The following is a 15,993-nucleotide window of genomic DNA, read 5'->3' as shown; positions in this document are numbered from 1 at the left end:
TGCATGGCCGGCAACCCCTACACCGAGTCCGGCGACCGTTTCCGCGTCCCCGACATGCTCGCCAACCGCGCCGACGTCCAAAACCTCGGCGACGTCCTCACCGGCAAGGAGGACGTCTTCGCGCTCAGCTTCCTGGAGAACGCGCTCACCGCGAACCCCGTCACGGCGCCGCTGGCCGGCCGAGACCGCCGCGACCTGGAGGTGCTCATCGCGCTGGCCGCCCGGCCGGACGGCGCGCCCACCCCCACCGAGCGGCTCACCCACCCCTTGGAACCGGCCGAACTCGAGCGGATCACCGCCGTGCTGCGGCACCTGCTGACCGTCCGCGAGACGGTCCTCGCCGTCAACGCCGCCTACGTCGCCTCCGCCGCCCAGGCGGACGCCACCCGCACCGAGCCGCCGTTCCGCCTCCAGGGCTCCTACCGGACCATGAACCGGATCGCCCGGCGCGTCCGCCCGGTCATGAACGACGCGGAACTCGCGGCGGCCGTGGACGACCACTTCACGGCCGAGGCCCAGACCCTCACCAGCGGCGCCGAGGCCAACCTCCTCAAGCTCGCCGAGCTGCGCGGCACGCTCACCCCGGAGCAGGCCGCCCGCTGGGCCGAGCTGAAGGAGGCGTACACCCGCGCCCGGTCCCTCGGCGCGCCCACCGCGGACCCGATCGACCGCGCCACCTCGGCCCTGGCCCTGCTGGCCGACCGCCTCGCGGCCATCGAGACCGCACTCACGGCGGCCACCTCGCGTACGGAGGCGGACCGGCCGTGGCCGGGGCTGCCCTAGCCCTGGCGGGCCGGGCGGCTCTGGGGGGTGCCGTATCCCGGGGCCTGGGGGTACTGCTGCTGGTACTGCTGCGGGTGCTGCGAGTACGGGGGCTGCTGGCCCGGCTGGGGGTGCCACCGCTGCTGGGGGGCCTCGGCCGGCGCGTAGGCGCCGGGCTCGGCGGCCTGCGGGTGCCGGGGCTGCTCGGCCGGACCGCCGTAGCCGCCGAAACCGTCGCGGAAACCGTCGCCGTAACCGTTGACGTAGCCGCCGAACCCGCCGCCGTGCCCGTCCACGGCGATCTGGCCGTCCTGGCCGTCCTGTCCGCCCTGCCCGCCCTGTACGTCGTGCCCGTCGGGGGTCTGCTGGGGGCGCGAGGCGTTGGCCGCGTGCGCCGCGTGCGCGCCGCGCGCCGGGACGGTCAGCAACGGAGCCAGCGGCCCGCCGCTCAGCCGCTCCACGAGCGTCAGCGCCACCCCGCGCCCGCCCAGGACGACCAGCAGCGCCACGACGCTTCCGACCACCGCGCCGACCGCCACGTCGTGCGGGTAGTGCGCGCCCACGTACACCCGGGAGGCGCCCATCGCCACCGCCGTCAGCAGTGCGACCGAGCCCAGCCGGCGGCTCACCAGCAGCAGGGCCACGGTGAACGCGAAGGCGACCGTGGTGTGGTTGCTGGGGAAGGCGTAGTCGTCCATCGGAGGACACGCCTCGATCAGGAAGTCGTGCGGCAGGGCGCGGCAGGGCCGGGGCTCCTCGAAGTACGACTTGATCCCGCTGTTGGCGATGTACGCGATGACGACGGCGAACGGCGCGCACAGCACCGTGGCCATGGTCGCCGCGCTCCCCTCGCGCCGGGCCCGCCACCAGGCGACCAGCAGGAACACCGCGAAAAGACCGATGCCGTAGCTCGTGAAGGCGGACACCGGGCCGTTGAGCCACTGCGTGTGGCGGGCGAAGTCGGTGACCTCCGTGTACAGGCCGCCGTCTATGGCCGCGCCGTCGAGGGCCTGCACGGTCGGGGAGGAAGTCGTCATCGAGTGGATCTCCGAGCCATGGTTCAGGTGCGGGCGTGCGGGATGAACACACGATGGCACAGGGCGGATACCTGGGTGTACGCGAGGCGTTCGGAAGGTGAAACGTCTACAGATCCGTAGACGCTATCAGGCCCGGCCGGCGCCCGCCCCTTTGGCGATCCGCCGGCCCACGGGTTTTGCTGGACCGGGGGCCACCGCCGCGAGGGGGAAGGCGTACGGCATGAACACGGGCAACCAGGAACACGGCCAGGGCCACGGTCACGGCCCCGCCGGGCACTCGCACGGGGTGTCGGCGGACGCCGACCGCCGCTGGCTGGGTGGCGCCCTCGCCCTGATCATCGCGTTCATGGCGGCGGAGGTGGTCGTGGGTGTGGTGGCGAGCTCGCTGGCCCTCGTCTCCGACGCGGCGCACATGCTCACCGACGCCGCCTCGATCGTGCTCGCCCTGGTCGCGATGCGGCTCGCGGCCCGCCCGGCGCGCGGCGGCTTCACCTACGGCCTCAAACGCGCCGAGATCCTCTCCGCCCAGGCCAACGGCCTCGCCCTGCTGCTCCTGGGCGCCTGGCTGGCGTACGAGGCGGTGCGGCGGCTGGTCAGCCCGCCCCCGGTGCGGGGCGGCCTGATGCTGGCCACCGCGCTCGTGGGCATCGTCGTCAACGTCCTCGCCGGCTGGTTCATCTCCCGGGCCAACCGCACCTCGCTCAACGTCGAGGGCGCCTACCAGCACATCCTCAACGACCTCTTCGCCTTCATCGGTACGGCGATCGCGGCACTCGTCGTCGTGCTCACCGGCTGGGCCCGCGCCGACGCCGTGGCCACGCTGGTCGTCGTGGCGCTGATGGCGAGGGCCGGCTACGGGCTGGTCAGGGACTCGGGCCGGATCTTCCTGGAGGCGGCGCCGGCGGGCCTCGACCCGGACGTGATCGGCGACGAGCTGGTGGCGCAGCGGTCCGTGGTCGAGGTGCACGACCTGCACGTGTGGACGATCACCTCGGGCGAGCCCGCCCTCTCCGCACACGTCCTGGTCGAGCCGGGTGGCGACTGCCACGCCGTACGCCGGAACATGCAGCGGCTGCTCAGCGACGCCCACGGCATCAGCCACGCCACGCTCCAGGTCGACCACCTCGGCGAGGACGCGGCGTCCGGCGGACTGCTCCAGATCACCGCCCCGCCGGCGTCCCCGGGCGAGCCGGGGGCACACGGCGACCCCGACCGCACGAGCCCCGCGGACGACACCCACGGCCCGGTCCACCGCCCGGGCCCGCACGAGCACTGAGGCCGCCGCGGCAAGCCGTACCCGGGCAGCCGCAGTGGGCCGGCCGTAGTGGGCCAGTCGTAGTGGGCCGGCCGTAGTGGGCCAGTCGTAGTGGGCCAGTCGTAGTGGGCCGGCCGTAGTGGGCAAGTCCTCGCGTGTGCCCCGAGTTCCCGGGTATACGCCTGGAGGGATCAGACGGGGAGGGTCCGGGGTGCGAGGCGGGTCGTATGGAGCAGGCGTCGAGCGGTGAGGAGCGGCGGTCGTCGCCGGTACGAAGGCCGGTGGCGACGGCTGTCGCGTACGACGGGAGCCCGCAGAGCATCGCGGACGCCCGGGCCGTCGCCCGTGAGTTCCTCACCGAGGTGCAGTCCGTCCACGGGCTGCCGGTGTCGGCCCGGGCGATGGGCATGGTGCAGCTGGTGGTGAGCGAGCTGGTGACCAACGCCTGCAAGTTCGCGCCCGGCCCCTGTCTGCTCAACCTGGAGATGGACCATGGGGCCGTGGAGATCACGGTCTGGGACACCGACCCCGCGCTGCCCGTGGCACGGGCAGCCGATCCCGGCCGGGTGGGGCAGCACGGCCTGGAGATCATCATGGCGGTGAGCCAGAGCTTCGAGGTCCACCGCGAGCCGGTCGGCAAACGCATCAAGGCGGCGGTCGTACTGGCCGACGACCCCGGGGGCGACGCGGCGGGCCGCATGCCCTGAGCGCGTACGTCCGGTCGTGTACGTCCTGTCGCGTATGTCCTGTCAGGGGTCGCGGGACGGTACGAGCGGCAGGTCGTCCGTGTAGGCGTTCACGGGCCGCTCCACCTTCTTCACGGTACGGGCGTCCAGCGCGGCCACGGCCGAACGGGTGCCCAGGGTGCCCTGCGGGTGCCAGGTCCCGGTGACGGCGACCCAGGTGTCGGCGGGGATGGCCGGGCCGCCGTGGACGCGTACCTTGACGGACTGCGCGTCGGCCGCGCAGCAGGAGATGATGATGCGGGTCAGGTCCCAGCCGTCGCCGCCCTTGGCGGGCGTCACGAACCCGGTCATCCGCACCTCACGCCCCTTGATCGCCAGCTCGCGGTCCTGCTGCACCCGGCGGGTGAAGTCGCTGAGGGTGATCGGCAGCGGTGAGGCCGCGGGCAGCGGATCGAAGTCCGACTGCCGTGCCACGGCCTTGGGGGCCTCGCGGGCGGCCGTGTAGGCGCCGAGGGCGGGCGGGGCGTAGACCAGCAGGCTCACCGCGGGGAGGAACAGCAGCCAGGCGACGCGCGGCACACCGGAGTGGTCGTGGCCGTGGTGGCTCTCGCCACCATGACCGCGGCGGTCCAGAGCCGCGCTCGCCACCCCCAGCAGGACGAGCACCACGCCCGACGCGATGAGCATGGGCCGCATCTGCTCCTTGACGTACCGGAGGTAGAGGTCGCTGAAGAGGCAGGCGTGCAGGAGACCGAGGCCGCTGAGGACGAGCAGGAGGACCTGGAGGTGGCGTTTCACAGCAGGAACCCTCCGATCAGCACGCTGCACAGCACGGCCACGACCATGGTGGCCGCGGAGAAGCGCATCGCGAACGGCCGCCCGAACGTGCCGGCCTGAAGGGCGATCAGCTTCAGGTCCACCATGGGCCCGACGACGATGAACGTCAGCCGCGCGAGCGGCGAGAACCCGGTGAGCGAGGCGGCCACGAACGCGTCGGCCTCCGAACACACGGCGAGCAGCACGGCGAGCCCGGCCAGGAACAGCACCGACAGCCAGGTGGAGCCGGAGAACGTGTCGAGCACGGAGCGCGGCACGGCCACGTTGAAGGTGGCCGCGGCCATCGCCCCGACGACGAGGAAGCCGCCCGCGTGCAGGAAGTCGTACTGGAAGCCGCGCCGGAACTCGTCCCAGCGGCTGTGTCCCTCCTGGTGCCCGGTGTGCCGTACGGCGGGGCGCAGCCACTCGTCGCGGCCGAGCCACAGCCACAGCCAGCCCATCACGGCCGAGGCGGCGAGGGAGGCGAGCAGCCGGGCCAGGACCATGGCGGGGTTGCCGGGGAAGGCGATGGCGGTCGCGGTCAGGACGACGGGGTTGACGGCGGGCGCCGACAGCAGGAACGCGAACGCGGCGGCCGGGGTGACCCCGCGCCCGATCAGACTGTTGGCCACCGGCACCGAGGCGCACTCGCAGCCGGGCAGCACCACCCCGGCGATCCCGGCGACGGGGACGGCGAGCGCGGGCCGCTTGGGCAGGATCCGGTCGAACACCCGGGCCGGCACGAAGGCGTTGATGGCGCCGGACAGGGCCGTACCGAGCAACAGGAAGGGCATGGCCTGCATGGTGATGGCGAGACAGACCGTCCGCCACGCCTGCACCGCGGGGGTGCCGGCCCACCCGCGGGTGACGAAGAAGACCACGTCGAGGAGGGTGACGGCGCCCAGCGCCAGCATCATCCAGAACCGGACCCGGCCGCGCCCGGCCTCGGCGCCCGCCCCTGTCCGGGCGGTGACCACCGGAGCCACCGCGGTCGCGGTGACCGCCCCGGCCTCCTCGGCCAGTCCGTCTGCCCTGTGCATGTCCCAGCTCCGAACGTCGGGTGCGTGGAGCGAACATAACCGCTGCGGGTAAGGAGAAGCCCCGACGGCACACCGGGACGGGGAGGGCGTACTGTGCCGTCTGCTGCGCGTGGGCGCAGAGGGATGCCAGGGGCGTCCGCGAGTCTCACCGGAGAAACCGTGCGGTCACCGATACCGAGCAGGACCACGAAGCGCCACTCCTCCCGTCGCGGCGCGGCCGCCACCGCGGCGGCGATCGCCGCGACGACCGCGACGACCGCGGCGGCGGCACTCGGACTCGGCCTGGCGGCCGCCGCGCCGGCCTCGGCGTCGACGTTCGACTGGTCCGTGACCTGCTCCCAGGTGACCGTCGATCTCACGGGCTACAACGACCTGGTCGTCCAGGTCGTCGAGGTCACCGCGAACGGCAAGGACCTGGCCCCCGCCTCCACCTTCCGCGACGAGTTCCACAAGACCTACGCCGTCCCGGCGCACGCCAAGCCCCTCGCCATCCGCGTCACGGTCCAGGCGGGCAGCGAGGACGGCAAGTCCTTCGACGAAACGAAGACCTCCCCGACCTGCGACGCCCAGCCCCCCACGTCGAGCACACCGGCACCGGCCGGAACCCCCACCGTGAGCGGCTCGACCGCGTCGACGGCGACCGGCTCGACGGCATCGACCGGCAGCGCACCCTCTCCGAACGGCGCCTCCCCCACCCCGGTGCCGAGCACATCACCGACCACCCCGGCCCCACCCCTGGCCGACACGGGCGCCTCGGACTCCACTCCCCTGATCGCGGCGGCAGCCACCACCATGGCCCTGGCCGGCACGGCCCTCCTGGTGACCACCCGCCACCGCAGGAGGAGGACGCGGCCCTGATCCCGCGGCGCATACATCTGCCCGACGACTCGGGGCGCAGGGCTGCCCCACCGTGCCCGCAGGAGCGGCGCGGAAGTGTCACGCGGAACTGGTGTCGGTCACGCTTCCCTGTCACGCCGGGGGCTGCAGTCGCGCAGCGAACCTGGTACGCCGGTGACGGACCTGAGATCGGTGGAAGCGGTCAACGGGTGGGCCGAATCCTGAGATCGTTCTCCAGTCCCGGGAGTTCGTCCGATCCCATCCATTCGCTGTAGTCCGCTGCGATGGAAAGGAACGGGGTCTCCTCCGGCGTGAGGAGTCGCCCGGACGGCAGCCACCGGTCCCTGGATGCCGACCAGACGTTCACCGGCCGGCCCGGACGGTCCCGGGGCCGGGGCCGGGTCGGCATCCGCGCGGACAGCTCCCGGAACCGCCCGGGGCCGGATCAGCCGGCCAGCCGGTTGACGGCACCGGCGGCGATGCCTTCCATGTAGCCGGGGTCGTCACTGGGCTGACCGGTGAGTTCGACGATGCCGAACCTGTGGCCGCTGCGGATCACCGCGACGCCGCCGGCGACCTTGCCGTCGCCGTTGAAGGCCGTGTACCAGATGCCTTCGCCGGCCTTGCCGGTGAACGCGTGCCCCTTGCCGTAGTGCCAGTGACCGTGCGGCTCGACCTGGCAGCCGCGCACCAGTTTGTCGAGCCGCTTCTCGTACGAGGCCGCCGATGCGTCGGTGGAACCTTCCGCGACGGATTCGGTCAGCGAGGTGTCCTTGGTGTCGAAGGCCCAGGTCACGTCGGCGTAGGCGGCAGCCTTCCCCTTGGTCAGCTCTCGCATCGTCTCCTCGCCGGAGCATGCCGAGAGAGCCTGCTTCCCGGTCAGGTCCACCGTCGCGCGGACCGGGGCCAGACCCTGCTGGAAGAAGTCGTCACTCTGCATCAGACCGGCGGAGCCGAGGCGGGGTCCGGCAGGAGCGGCGGCGAGCGCGGTTGCCGACCGGCTCGCGGAACTCGTGTCCGCACCGGCTGCGGGAAGCGCGCCGACACCGACGGCTATCAGGGCGGCACCGACGGAGGCGGCTACTCCCGCGGTACGACTGCGACGCGCGAACTTCCTGCGAGCTGCCTGGTTGTCGAACATCTCATCTCCTGTCTGGTCGCGACGCGGTTGGCGTCGTCGTACATCTGGGAGATGCCGGAGGCACACGGAATGTTGGACGGCGATCTGCCGCGATCGGTGTGATCCATGTCACCCCCACTGATGGGGCGGGGTGGTCTCAGAGCCGCGTCACGGCCGCGCGGACGACCCGCGTCATCGCAGCCGTGTCCAGGCAGGCATCGATCTCCAGGACCCCGTAGTGCGAGCCGTTGCGGAGTATGGCGACGCCTCCACACGGCTCCTTGTCTCGTGGTGCGGTCCCCGTGGTGTTCAGGTCGCCGCCGTAAACACCCATCCAGCTCGCGGTGATGCCGGCAGCGACGTCGATCGTGTGCGTCGGCCCGTAGATCCAGTGGGTGGCGGGCTCGCTCTGGCACGGCACCTCCTCCAACAGCAGCCGCTCCGCGTAGTTCTGAGCCAGTGCGGGGCTTCCGGCGTCGTCGGCGACTTCGCGTGCGACCTGATCGTCGATGCTCGCCGCTTCGGTGGGGTCGCCGTGACCCGCGTCCTTGCCCGTCATCAGCCCGCGGAAGTGCGCGCCGTACGACCCCAGCGTCTCGCCCAGGGTCTTCTCACCGGTGCAGGTCGCGTTGGCGTAGTTGCCGTCTCCGACGCGATCCCGCACGTAGATGTGCTCGGAGAGACCGACCTCCCTGAACTCGGCCGCTGTCAACAAGTGCTGGTTCGTCATGGGCCCGCTCGCGGGCCTCGGCGTCGGAGAGCCGTTGCCCGGCGAGGATGCCGCAGCGCCTGGAGTCACCGTCGGAGCGGCCGGAGCGGAGGGCGCGGGCAGGACGAACCGGCCGGTCAGCAGGCCGAGTCCGATGGCCGCCGCCAGGACGACGACGATCGTCCGAGGACGCACGGCGGCACCCCCCGGCCCGCGGCCGACGCCCGGTGGGAGAGGGAAGCCGGGGCGTCTCACAGAGCACCGTCGAGACGGTCCCGCAGGAAGCGGCGGGCCTGATGGATGCGGTCCTTGACCGTACCCAGAGGAGCACCGGTGATCTCGGCCACCTGAAGGTAGGTCAGGTCTCCGAGATCGCGGAGCACGAAGGACTCCACCAAGGCGGGGTGCCGCTCCTCCAGTGCGGCCAGCGACTCCATGAGGTCCAGGCGGGTCCCCGCGATGACGCTCGTCGTCCGTGGGTCGACACCGTCGGGAACGACGGCATGACTGTCCTCCGCGCGTCGGCGCATCGAGCGATACGTGGACCTTGCGGCGTTCGAGGCGATCACTGTCACCCAGCCGAGGAACGAGCCACGCCCGGAGAACTCGTGCAGATGTGAGCTGATGGACAACAGGGCGTCCTGCGCGGCCTCTTCGGCGTCCGCGTGGTGCGGAAGAAACCGGGAGCAGCGGCGCATCACGGTGGGCCGGAGCCTGACGAGGAGGCGGTCCAGCGACGCCCGGTCACCTGCCTGGGCAGACGTCACGAGGTGCGTCAACTCGTCCTCATCGAGCACCCTGCTGTCCCCCGCTGTCGTCCGACCTGGACCCCCTGGGGCGCACGGAGGTTCCCGACTACAGTCGGCCACATCCGCCACATCGCCCCGGAAAAAATGTTGCCACATGCAGAAGCTAGGTCGTTATCTCCTTGAGGACAGGCTGGGAGCCGGTTCGTTCGCCACCGTCTGGAGGGCCTACGACCCCGAGCTGGACACCGACGTCGCGGTCAAGGTGCTGGCCGACAACTGGGCGTCGAACGCCGATGTACGACAGCGCTTCCTGGCGGAGGCGAGGCTGCTCCGCAGGATCTCCAGCCCTCGTGTCGTGCGCGTTCACGACGTCGGCGTCCAGGACGACCGGCCGTACTTCGTCATGGACTACGTCAGAGGCGGCACGCTGGCCGAGAAGACAGGGCACTGCCGGCCGGCGGAGGCGCTCCGGCTCGCGGCCGAGGCCGGGTACGCGGTTCAGGTGCTCCATGACGCGGGCGTCGTCCACCGCGACGTCAAGCCGTCGAACCTCCTGCTCGACGTCGGCCGCACGCCTGCCGCCGTACTTGTCGCGGACCTCGGCAGCGCCAAGCAACTGGCTGACGCGTCGGGGCTGACGGTGACCACCGGCACCCCCGCGTACATGGCGCCCGAACAGGCCTTCCAGACCGGCGGGTTCGACGGCCGTGCCGATGTCTACGCCCTCGGTGTCGTCGCTTTCGAGTTGCTGACCGGACGCAAGCCGTTCGGGCCGGGCGGTCTCACCGTCCATGTGACGCAGCAGGCGTCGTCGACGCCGTTGCCGGCCCTTCCCGGAGAGCTTGGGGTCGCGGAGGGCATCGAAACAACGCTTCGCGCCGCTCTGTCCGTGGAACCCGACGAACGGCCGCGGACCGCGCAGGCGTTCGCGGATGCGCTGCTGTCACGGGAGGAAGAGGAGCGGGCGCCGGTCAGGTCCTCGGGGCCGACGCGCCTGATGGTCTGGCTTGCGGCGGTCGTCGTGTTCCTGGCGACAACGGTGCTGACCTGGTTGTCCCGCTGAACTCCCCGATGGACCGCTGCTCCACGGAAACCCGCGGCACGGGCTGCCTAAGAGCCGCCGCGGCTGTCGGCTTCGGCCTGTGCGATGGCTTCCGCCTCGCTGTCGGCCAGAGCGAGTGCGACACCGAACGCCTGGGCTATGTGGCCTGCGGCCGACATGACGCGCGCCGTCCCGACGACGGGGGCGATGGCGACGAGGAGGTCTTGGAGCTGCTCGACCGTGAACTCGGCCTTGACGGCAGGGTTGATGTGAGCCAGGTAGGAGATCGCTGGTGCGTCCATGGCCACGAGTGCGGCGATGCGGGAGAGGATCAGCGTCCGCTCGTCCATGTGGCAGTGCTCGATGGAGTCGATCGTCATGGCGGCGATCGTGTCGAGTACCGGGGTCTCGGGTGAAGTAGCCATGGCCGGCCCGCCTCCTTGCGATGCAGGGAGTTGAATTGCCACCCGCTCAAGCAGGTGGGCAACCCCCTTCCCTACCGGTGGTTGCGACTCAAGCGTAGGCACGCTCGTCCGGTCGCGCGCGTCGAGCCGGACTGCCGGATCGAGCGCGCGGGCCCCCGCGCGGTGCAGGTGTGGACAACGGCGCCCGGCAGGTCACCCACCTGTTCCGGCGGGAGCTCGCCGTCCGGACCCGGCCCGGCGACCAAGAGGCGCACCGGTGCGTTCACCTGGCAGCGCGCGGCCACAGTGAGGGGCCGGCGCAGGCCCGCCCGATCACCCCCGCAGGCTCCACACCGCCCCGACCGCGGCGGAGACTCCGCACACCTTCGCCGGGCAATTGGCCATCCGGACAGCCGCCCCGTCCTCGGTGTCTGTGGCTAGCCGTTTTCGCGGCCGGGAAGCGGTGCCCCCGAAGGAACGCCCGGTAAGCCTCCGCGGCGTCGTCTTCCACGGTCGGCTCCCCCGGCCCGTACCGTGTGTCGCTCCGGTCGCGCTTCGGTCCGGAGATCCAGAACTCCTCGTCCGTTCCGGCGTCGTAGAAGTTGGCGTCGAACAGCCCGAGACCTGTGGCGCGCCGCAGCGTCCGCCCCTGGAAGCAGGCCGTTCTCCAGGTCTTGGAGAAGGTCACCCACCCGATCCACGAGGGCCCGCGGTCGGTGTCGTAGCCCGTCTTGAGCTGCACGAACATGATTCTGCGAGGCATGGCCCCAGCCTGGCCGACCGAGCAACCTCAGTAAACCGAGTTTGTGGTCGCACCGATGTCCTGCGGAGCCGCCATGGTCCGCGCCGGGCAGTCCCTCGCGAAGCCCGCGCTGATCAGGCGGGCGACGAGCCTTCCGGCACGTATCCGGCAGCCGGTGCGTGATCACCCCGCTGCCGCTTGGTCTGGCACACATGTGGCACGGTCCTGACGGTAGTGCAGTTGCCTGCCATCTCTAGAAACGTCTCCCACAGTCCTGGGCGGTGGGGCAGGATGAATCTGCTCCCATCGACGGGGGATGGGGCGCCGCGCATGCCTGCCGTGGACTCGCCATCCTGGTGCGTGCGATCACCGGTGTCTCATGAATGACGGTCAGTCCTGTATGGCCGTAAAACGCGTGGGTGTCGGGTCGGAGCCCGAAGCTCCGTGAACCGGAAGGAATCCTGCGCATGGCGAGCGCAACTGACCCGTGAGGGCGGGGCCGCTGCTCGGCCTGGTATCAGGTGGTCTCCTGGTACCCGTCACAGTGGCTTATCCATGGATCGGCGTGATCGCGGTCCTCAGCCCACTCGCTCTCTTGTGCTGCGTAGTTTTGCCTGGCGTGTGGTCTGCAAGCCCGTCTCGCCGCCGCGACGCTCGTGTCATGGTCGAGTTATTGCTCGGCTCACCCAGGCGGGAGCGGCAGTGAACGGCCGGCACTGGTGTCGCGCGCCTCCGGCGCGCACCGATGATGTCCGGAGCGTCGCCGTGACCGTCTGCGCACGGAAGCTTTCCTCAGCGGGCTCCTGCCCCCGATGAGAGAACACGGGGCAGGAGCCCCAACCGACGGCTGAGTACCTGCACACGGCAGAGGCTTTCCGTCACACCGGGCACACTCGGGCGGGCCAGACCACCGAGAAGGCCGCGCTGATGTGGTCTGGACAACAAGGAACCCCCGGGCCTCCGGCCTGGGGGTTTCGCATGGAGCGGGTGACGAGAATCGAACTCGCGCTCTCAGCTTGGGAAGCTGATGTTCTACCATTAAACTACACCCGCGTAAGACGCCGACCGCGGTCGGTGTCCGGTGCTCGCTCACTTTACCCCATCGCTGGCCCCCGGTGCTGAAACCGTGGGCCTCGTTGTGTTCATGGGGGGTAGGAGGGCTGTGGGGGAACGGAGTTGAGGCGTACGGTGGAGGTCTCGGGGAGGCGTCCGCGGGGTCGGAGTGCCGCCTGGAGGCGTGTCTCTTTGATCCCGTACTGTGGCTTTTGTCGTCAGGCGGCAGAAGGCCAGACGCGGCTCTGGGGAAGGGACTTAAGGGACTTGATGGAGCGCACCGTCGTCCGTTGTGCCGAGGGGCACGTGTTCAGCACCGCTTCGTTCCCGATGCAGCAGGCCGAGCGGCTCGGCCCCGGCCGGCTCGTGAGGTGTCCACGATGTGCACGGCTCCGCAGCGCCGTGCCAGTACCGGTGTCGGTACCGGTGCCTGCGCCGGTGCCCGTACAGGCACCGGCATCCGTCCGGCAGCGGTGATCTCGCCGGCGCGCTAGCGCACGGACAGGTACCGAGGTGGCGCGTGGGGTCGTCCGATTGCGGACGCTCCGCGCGCCTTGCGTATCCTCGGGGCGTGCTTCTCTCAGACAAGGACATCCGGGCCGAGATCGACGCCGGGCGGGTGCGGATCGATCCCTACGACGAATCCATGGTGCAGCCGTCGAGCATCGACGTCCGTCTCGACCGCTACTTCCGGGTGTTCGAGAATCACCGCTACCCCCACATCGACCCCTCCGTCGAGCAGCCCGACCTCACCCGGCTCGTGGAGCCGGACGGGGACGAGCCGTTCATCCTCCACCCCGGGGAGTTCGTGCTGGCGAGCACGTACGAGGTCATCTCGCTCCCCGACGACCTCGCCTCGCGGTTGGAGGGCAAGAGCTCGCTCGGCCGGCTCGGGCTGGTCACCCACTCCACCGCCGGATTCATCGACCCGGGCTTCTCCGGGCACGTCACGCTCGAGCTGTCCAACCTCGCCACGCTGCCGATCAAGCTCTGGCCGGGCATGAAGATCGGGCAGCTGTGCATGTTCCGGCTCAGCTCGCCCGCCGAGGCCCCCTACGGCAGCGAGCGCTACGGCTCCCGGTACCAGGGGCAGCGCGGCCCCACCGCCTCGCGCTCCTACCTCAACTTCCACCGCACGCAGGTCTGAGGAGCGGCAAGGCATGAGCGACGTACGTGAGAACCTGACCTACGAGCGCTTCGGCACCGCCGTGCGCGAGCTCGCGCAGGCCATCGCCGACGACGGGTACGAGCCGGACATCGTGCTCAGCATCGCGCGCGGCGGGGTCTTCGTGGCCGGCGGGCTCGCCTACGCCCTGGACTGCAAGAACATCCACCTCGTGAACGTCGAGTTCTACACCGGCGTCGGGACCACCCTCGAGATGCCCGTCATGCTCGCGCCGGTGCCCAACGCCATCGACTTCACCGAGAAGAAGGTGCTGATCGCGGACGACGTCGCCGACACCGGCAAGACGCTCAAGCTGGTTCGCGACTTCTGCCTCGACACCGTCGCCGAGGTGCGCAGCGCCGTCATCTACGAGAAGCCGCAGTCCCTGGTGAAGTGCGAGTACGTCTGGAAGCGCACCGACGACTGGATCAACTTCCCGTGGAGTGTGTTGCCTCCAGTACATAGGTTGGGGGAGGCGCAGAAGGAGAACAAGGAGGCGCTCTGAGTAGGTGACTACTCGCCGAGCGTGACCAGCGACTTCCAGTGGGTGCCGTGCTGCCCCCTTTTTGGGTGAGTGGATGATGGCAGGGCGGTGTTAGCCCAACAGGGTGTCGGTGCCTACCCGTTATGCTTTCTGCCGTTCACTTCTCATCCCGTTTGCGCCTCGGCCAGTCGGTTCGAGGGCCCCGGTACGTCAGGGGTAGTTCCACCCGATGGGAAGTGATCCATGGAGAAAGACCGAGAGCCTGAACAGTCAGCAGAGGACCGAGGTCGAGGCCCCACGAAGGCCGAGATCTTGATCGCGATCCTGACGACCGTGACGGCGCTCGCAGGGTGTGTGGAGCACCTGGCGCGTTAGTGCCAGGTCGGGAGCGGTGTGCCGGACGATTAGGGCCCAAAGGGAAGCGGGCCCGACCGTCATCTACTCGGCCGGACCCGCCTCGATGACTCCGCGCACGAGCCCGGCTCTGGTGGCCAGACCAGGGCCGGGCTTCTCTGCGTGGAGCGCGTCTCGAATCAACTTTGCGACTATAGAAGTCGAAGTGGTGATTCCGCTTTTGTTGACTCTGCGACACTGACTATAGCCCGCTGATCCCCGCTGGTCCTAGCTGGACCTAACAGGTTTTGGAGGCTTCCGCACGGCTTGTCAAGCCGTAACGGGCTTCTGCTTGCCTAAGACTGCTCCGCTTCCCCAGCCACATCCCACCCCAGCTCCCATCCCGTCCGCCGTCGACCCACACGCACGTGGAGCGGGCGTGGTTCAGGGCGTCCAGGTAGAGCGCGCCACTGTACGAACGACCTGGACGCCCTGGGCCGCGTCTGCTCGGCTCTGCCTGGGTCGGCGGTGGTCGGGATGGGAGCGCCCCGCGCACGCCACTACGGGCCCGCGGTCGGCAGCGGCGTTCCCTCCACCCCGGTGCCGGCCGATCCCCCGCCGGAGGCATCGTCTTGACCGTGGGCCGCGCTCCGAGGTGATCGACTCATGGCCTCTGGCCCTATCCACCAGTGGGCGCGCGTCGGCGCAGCGCGGGCGGAGCGGGCCGGAGGCAGGAGCGGCGCCCGCAGCGGAGCCGGGAAGCGCGCCCGGCGGAGCGGAGCGCAGCCGGGGCTTGATGAGGTAGAGAAACCTGTAACAACTCAGGCCCGCAGGGGTTCCGGACTGGGCGTCTCTTCCTTGTCGCCGCCTGGCGTCGGCTGCGCGCCGGCCGGGACCGTGCCTCGTGGACTTGGTTCGCCATCGCGCTCGCGGCCTCGCTGGGGGCCAACGTCGCCACGGCCGGAATGCTCGACCTGCACCACGTGCCCGCCTGGCTGCGCATCCTAGTCGCCGGATGGCCCGCCCTGGCCTTCCTCGGCGGCACCCTCCTCGTCCACGCCCCCACCCCGGCCCCGACCACCTCGGCCCCGGAGCCGGTGCCGGACGAGGAACCGGCCGCGCCGGAAGTGGAGATGCACCGCACCGACACACCCGCCCCGGCTCCGGCGGAACTGGACGCGGCTGTGCCCAAGCCGCTCGCTGCCGGTCCGGCGGTCCCGCCGGCCCTGCTCGACCACGCTCGTTCGATCGCCGATGCGCACCGCGACAGCACGGGCGAGCAGATCACCGCCGACGCGCTCACCGCCCGGCTCGGCCTGCCCGCTCCGACCTGTCAGGCAATCGCCGCGCAACTCCAACTCGCCTGATCAGGAGGGAGTTCCACCGTGCGCCCGAACCGCTTCTACGACGTGATCCGCATCGGGCCGGTCAAGGTCGGCACCTACAACAACGGCCGGGGCCAGACCCGCCACACCGCCGCCTGCACCGCGCCCGGCTGCGGCTTCTCCACCGACCACCGCGACCGCTCCGCCGCCGAACTCTCCGCCCGCACCCACCGCTGCACCACCTGACAGGAGGAAACCGCCGTGTTCACCCCGACGTACCCGCCCCCGGACACCGCCCCCACCGCCCCGGCCCCGGCCTCGGCGCCCGCGGCCGACCGCACCCCGGCCGCCACCACGCCGGCCCCCATCGCCCCGGCCTCGAACCGGCCCACGATCCAGCTCACCCCCGGCACCGCGCTCGCCCTCGTCGGCGG

At 70.8% G+C, this 15,993-nt stretch carries 14 protein-coding genes, 1 tRNA gene and 3 pseudogenes; 10 read left to right on the top strand and 8 right to left on the bottom strand.

All coding sequences use genetic code 11. The annotated features are described in order from the left end of the window. Window positions 1-783 (top strand): annotated as a pseudogene (locus IE249_RS37985) (DNA repair ATPase); the annotation flags it as partial. Here the strand turns inward: IE249_RS37985 and IE249_RS20885 are convergent. Next, window positions 780-1,799, bottom strand: a complete 1,020-nt coding sequence (locus IE249_RS20885) for a phosphatase PAP2 family protein (protein WP_189706687.1) — start codon at window positions 1,797-1,799, stop codon at window positions 780-782. The pseudogene IE249_RS37985 and the gene IE249_RS20885 sit on opposite strands and share 4 nt — an antisense overlap. 220 nt (window positions 1,800-2,019) lie before the next feature. On the opposite strand from IE249_RS20885, the gene IE249_RS20880 reads away from it, so the two are divergent. Together IE249_RS20880 and IE249_RS20875 are read left to right on the top strand one after the other, a co-directional pair. Next, window positions 2,020-3,075, top strand: a complete 1,056-nt coding sequence (locus IE249_RS20880; protein ID WP_189706685.1) for a cation diffusion facilitator family transporter — start codon at window positions 2,020-2,022, stop codon at window positions 3,073-3,075. Between the two features lie 206 nt (window positions 3,076-3,281). Further along, window positions 3,282-3,761, top strand: a complete 480-nt coding sequence (locus tag IE249_RS20875; RefSeq protein WP_189706683.1) for an ATP-binding protein — start codon at window positions 3,282-3,284, stop codon at window positions 3,759-3,761. Window positions 3,762-3,803: 42 nt separating this feature from the next. Here the strand turns inward: IE249_RS20875 and IE249_RS20870 are convergent, their stop codons facing one another. Both IE249_RS20870 and IE249_RS20865 read right to left on the bottom strand, forming a co-directional pair. Further along, on the bottom strand, window positions 3,804-4,538 hold the full coding sequence (locus IE249_RS20870; protein WP_189706681.1) for a TIGR03943 family putative permease subunit: 735 nt from the start codon (window positions 4,536-4,538) through the stop codon (window positions 3,804-3,806). Further along, window positions 4,535-5,596, bottom strand: a complete 1,062-nt coding sequence (locus IE249_RS20865; protein WP_229858911.1) for a permease — start codon at window positions 5,594-5,596, stop codon at window positions 4,535-4,537. The genes IE249_RS20870 and IE249_RS20865 overlap by 4 nt, the downstream gene beginning before the upstream one ends. A gap of 159 nt (window positions 5,597-5,755) precedes the next feature. On the opposite strand from IE249_RS20865, the gene IE249_RS20860 reads away from it, so the two are divergent. Next, on the top strand, window positions 5,756-6,454 hold the full coding sequence (locus tag IE249_RS20860) for an RAD23 family protein (protein ID WP_189706679.1): 699 nt from the start codon (window positions 5,756-5,758) through the stop codon (window positions 6,452-6,454). Between the two features lie 424 nt (window positions 6,455-6,878). Here IE249_RS20860 and IE249_RS20855 read toward each other — a convergent pair whose 3' ends face one another. From IE249_RS20855 to IE249_RS20845, 3 genes are all read right to left on the bottom strand, one after another. Then, window positions 6,879-7,574: a hypothetical protein gene (locus IE249_RS20855; RefSeq protein WP_189706677.1), complete on the bottom strand. Its 696-nt coding sequence runs from the start codon at window positions 7,572-7,574 to the stop codon at window positions 6,879-6,881. Window positions 7,575-7,710: 136 nt separating this feature from the next. Then, entirely contained in the window at window positions 7,711-8,283 is a 573-nt protein-coding gene (locus tag IE249_RS20850) for a hypothetical protein (RefSeq protein ID WP_189706675.1), read from the bottom strand. Window positions 8,284-8,513: 230 nt separating this feature from the next. Beyond that, window positions 8,514-9,059: an RNA polymerase sigma factor gene (locus IE249_RS20845; protein ID WP_229858909.1), complete on the bottom strand. Its 546-nt coding sequence runs from the start codon at window positions 9,057-9,059 to the stop codon at window positions 8,514-8,516. A 106-nt stretch (window positions 9,060-9,165) separates the two neighbouring features. Between IE249_RS20845 and IE249_RS20840 the strand changes: the two genes are divergently transcribed. After that, on the top strand, window positions 9,166-10,074 hold the full coding sequence (locus IE249_RS20840; RefSeq protein WP_189706671.1) for a serine/threonine-protein kinase: 909 nt from the start codon (window positions 9,166-9,168) through the stop codon (window positions 10,072-10,074). Between the two features lie 47 nt (window positions 10,075-10,121). On the opposite strand, the gene IE249_RS20835 is transcribed toward IE249_RS20840, so the two are convergent. Continuing rightward, on the bottom strand, window positions 10,122-10,478 hold the full coding sequence (locus tag IE249_RS20835; RefSeq protein ID WP_189706669.1) for a carboxymuconolactone decarboxylase: 357 nt from the start codon (window positions 10,476-10,478) through the stop codon (window positions 10,122-10,124). 1,700 nt (window positions 10,479-12,178) lie between these two features. Beyond that, window positions 12,179-12,252 (bottom strand) — tRNA-Gly (locus tag IE249_RS20830). A gap of 571 nt (window positions 12,253-12,823) precedes the next feature. Here IE249_RS20830 and dcd point away from each other — a divergent pair. The 5 genes and pseudogenes from dcd to IE249_RS37975 all read left to right on the top strand — a co-directional run. After that, window positions 12,824-13,399 carry a dCTP deaminase gene (gene dcd / locus IE249_RS20825; RefSeq protein WP_189706667.1) on the top strand — a complete coding sequence of 192 codons (576 nt, stop codon included), beginning with the start codon at window positions 12,824-12,826 and terminating at the stop codon, window positions 13,397-13,399. A 13-nt stretch (window positions 13,400-13,412) separates the two neighbouring features. Further along, a complete protein-coding gene (locus tag IE249_RS20820) occupies window positions 13,413-13,922 on the top strand; it encodes a phosphoribosyltransferase (RefSeq protein WP_189706665.1) in 510 nt (169 codons plus the stop codon). A gap of 1,163 nt (window positions 13,923-15,085) precedes the next feature. Beyond that, a pseudogene (locus IE249_RS20815) lies at window positions 15,086-15,601 on the top strand (DUF2637 domain-containing protein); the annotation flags it as partial. A gap of 18 nt (window positions 15,602-15,619) precedes the next feature. After that, the gene (locus IE249_RS20810; RefSeq protein ID WP_189706664.1) at window positions 15,620-15,805 is read left to right on the top strand and encodes a mobile element transfer protein; all 186 of its coding nucleotides are present in this window, start codon (window positions 15,620-15,622) and stop codon (window positions 15,803-15,805) included. 15 nt (window positions 15,806-15,820) lie between these two features. Beyond that, a pseudogene (locus IE249_RS37975) lies at window positions 15,821-15,993 on the top strand (SpdD protein); the annotation flags it as partial.

Source organism: Streptomyces anandii JCM 4720, assembly GCF_014650655.1.
Taxonomy (GTDB): Bacteria; Actinomycetota; Actinomycetes; order Streptomycetales; family Streptomycetaceae; genus Streptomyces; species Streptomyces anandii.
Note: the sequence above shows the minus strand (reverse complement) of the source record. Positions and strands in the feature narration are given on the sequence as shown.

Excerpts from the sequence above, each read along its gene's own strand:
- IE249_RS20885 (WP_189706687.1), bottom strand. The coding sequence starts at position 1,799 with ATGACGACTTCCTCCCCGACCGTGCAGGCCCTCGACGGCGCGGCCATA.
- IE249_RS20855 (WP_189706677.1), bottom strand. The coding sequence starts at position 7,574 with ATGTTCGACAACCAGGCAGCTCGCAGGAAGTTCGCGCGTCGCAGTCGT.
- IE249_RS20840 (WP_189706671.1), top strand. The coding sequence starts at position 9,166 with ATGCAGAAGCTAGGTCGTTATCTCCTTGAGGACAGGCTGGGAGCCGGT.
- IE249_RS20875 (WP_189706683.1), top strand. The coding sequence starts at position 3,282 with ATGGAGCAGGCGTCGAGCGGTGAGGAGCGGCGGTCGTCGCCGGTACGA.
- IE249_RS20835 (WP_189706669.1), bottom strand. The coding sequence starts at position 10,478 with ATGGCTACTTCACCCGAGACCCCGGTACTCGACACGATCGCCGCCATG.
- IE249_RS20880 (WP_189706685.1), top strand. The coding sequence starts at position 2,020 with ATGAACACGGGCAACCAGGAACACGGCCAGGGCCACGGTCACGGCCCC.
- IE249_RS20820 (WP_189706665.1), top strand. The coding sequence starts at position 13,413 with ATGAGCGACGTACGTGAGAACCTGACCTACGAGCGCTTCGGCACCGCC.
- IE249_RS20865 (WP_229858911.1), bottom strand. The coding sequence starts at position 5,596 with ATGCACAGGGCAGACGGACTGGCCGAGGAGGCCGGGGCGGTCACCGCG.
- IE249_RS20850 (WP_189706675.1), bottom strand. The coding sequence starts at position 8,283 with ATGACGAACCAGCACTTGTTGACAGCGGCCGAGTTCAGGGAGGTCGGT.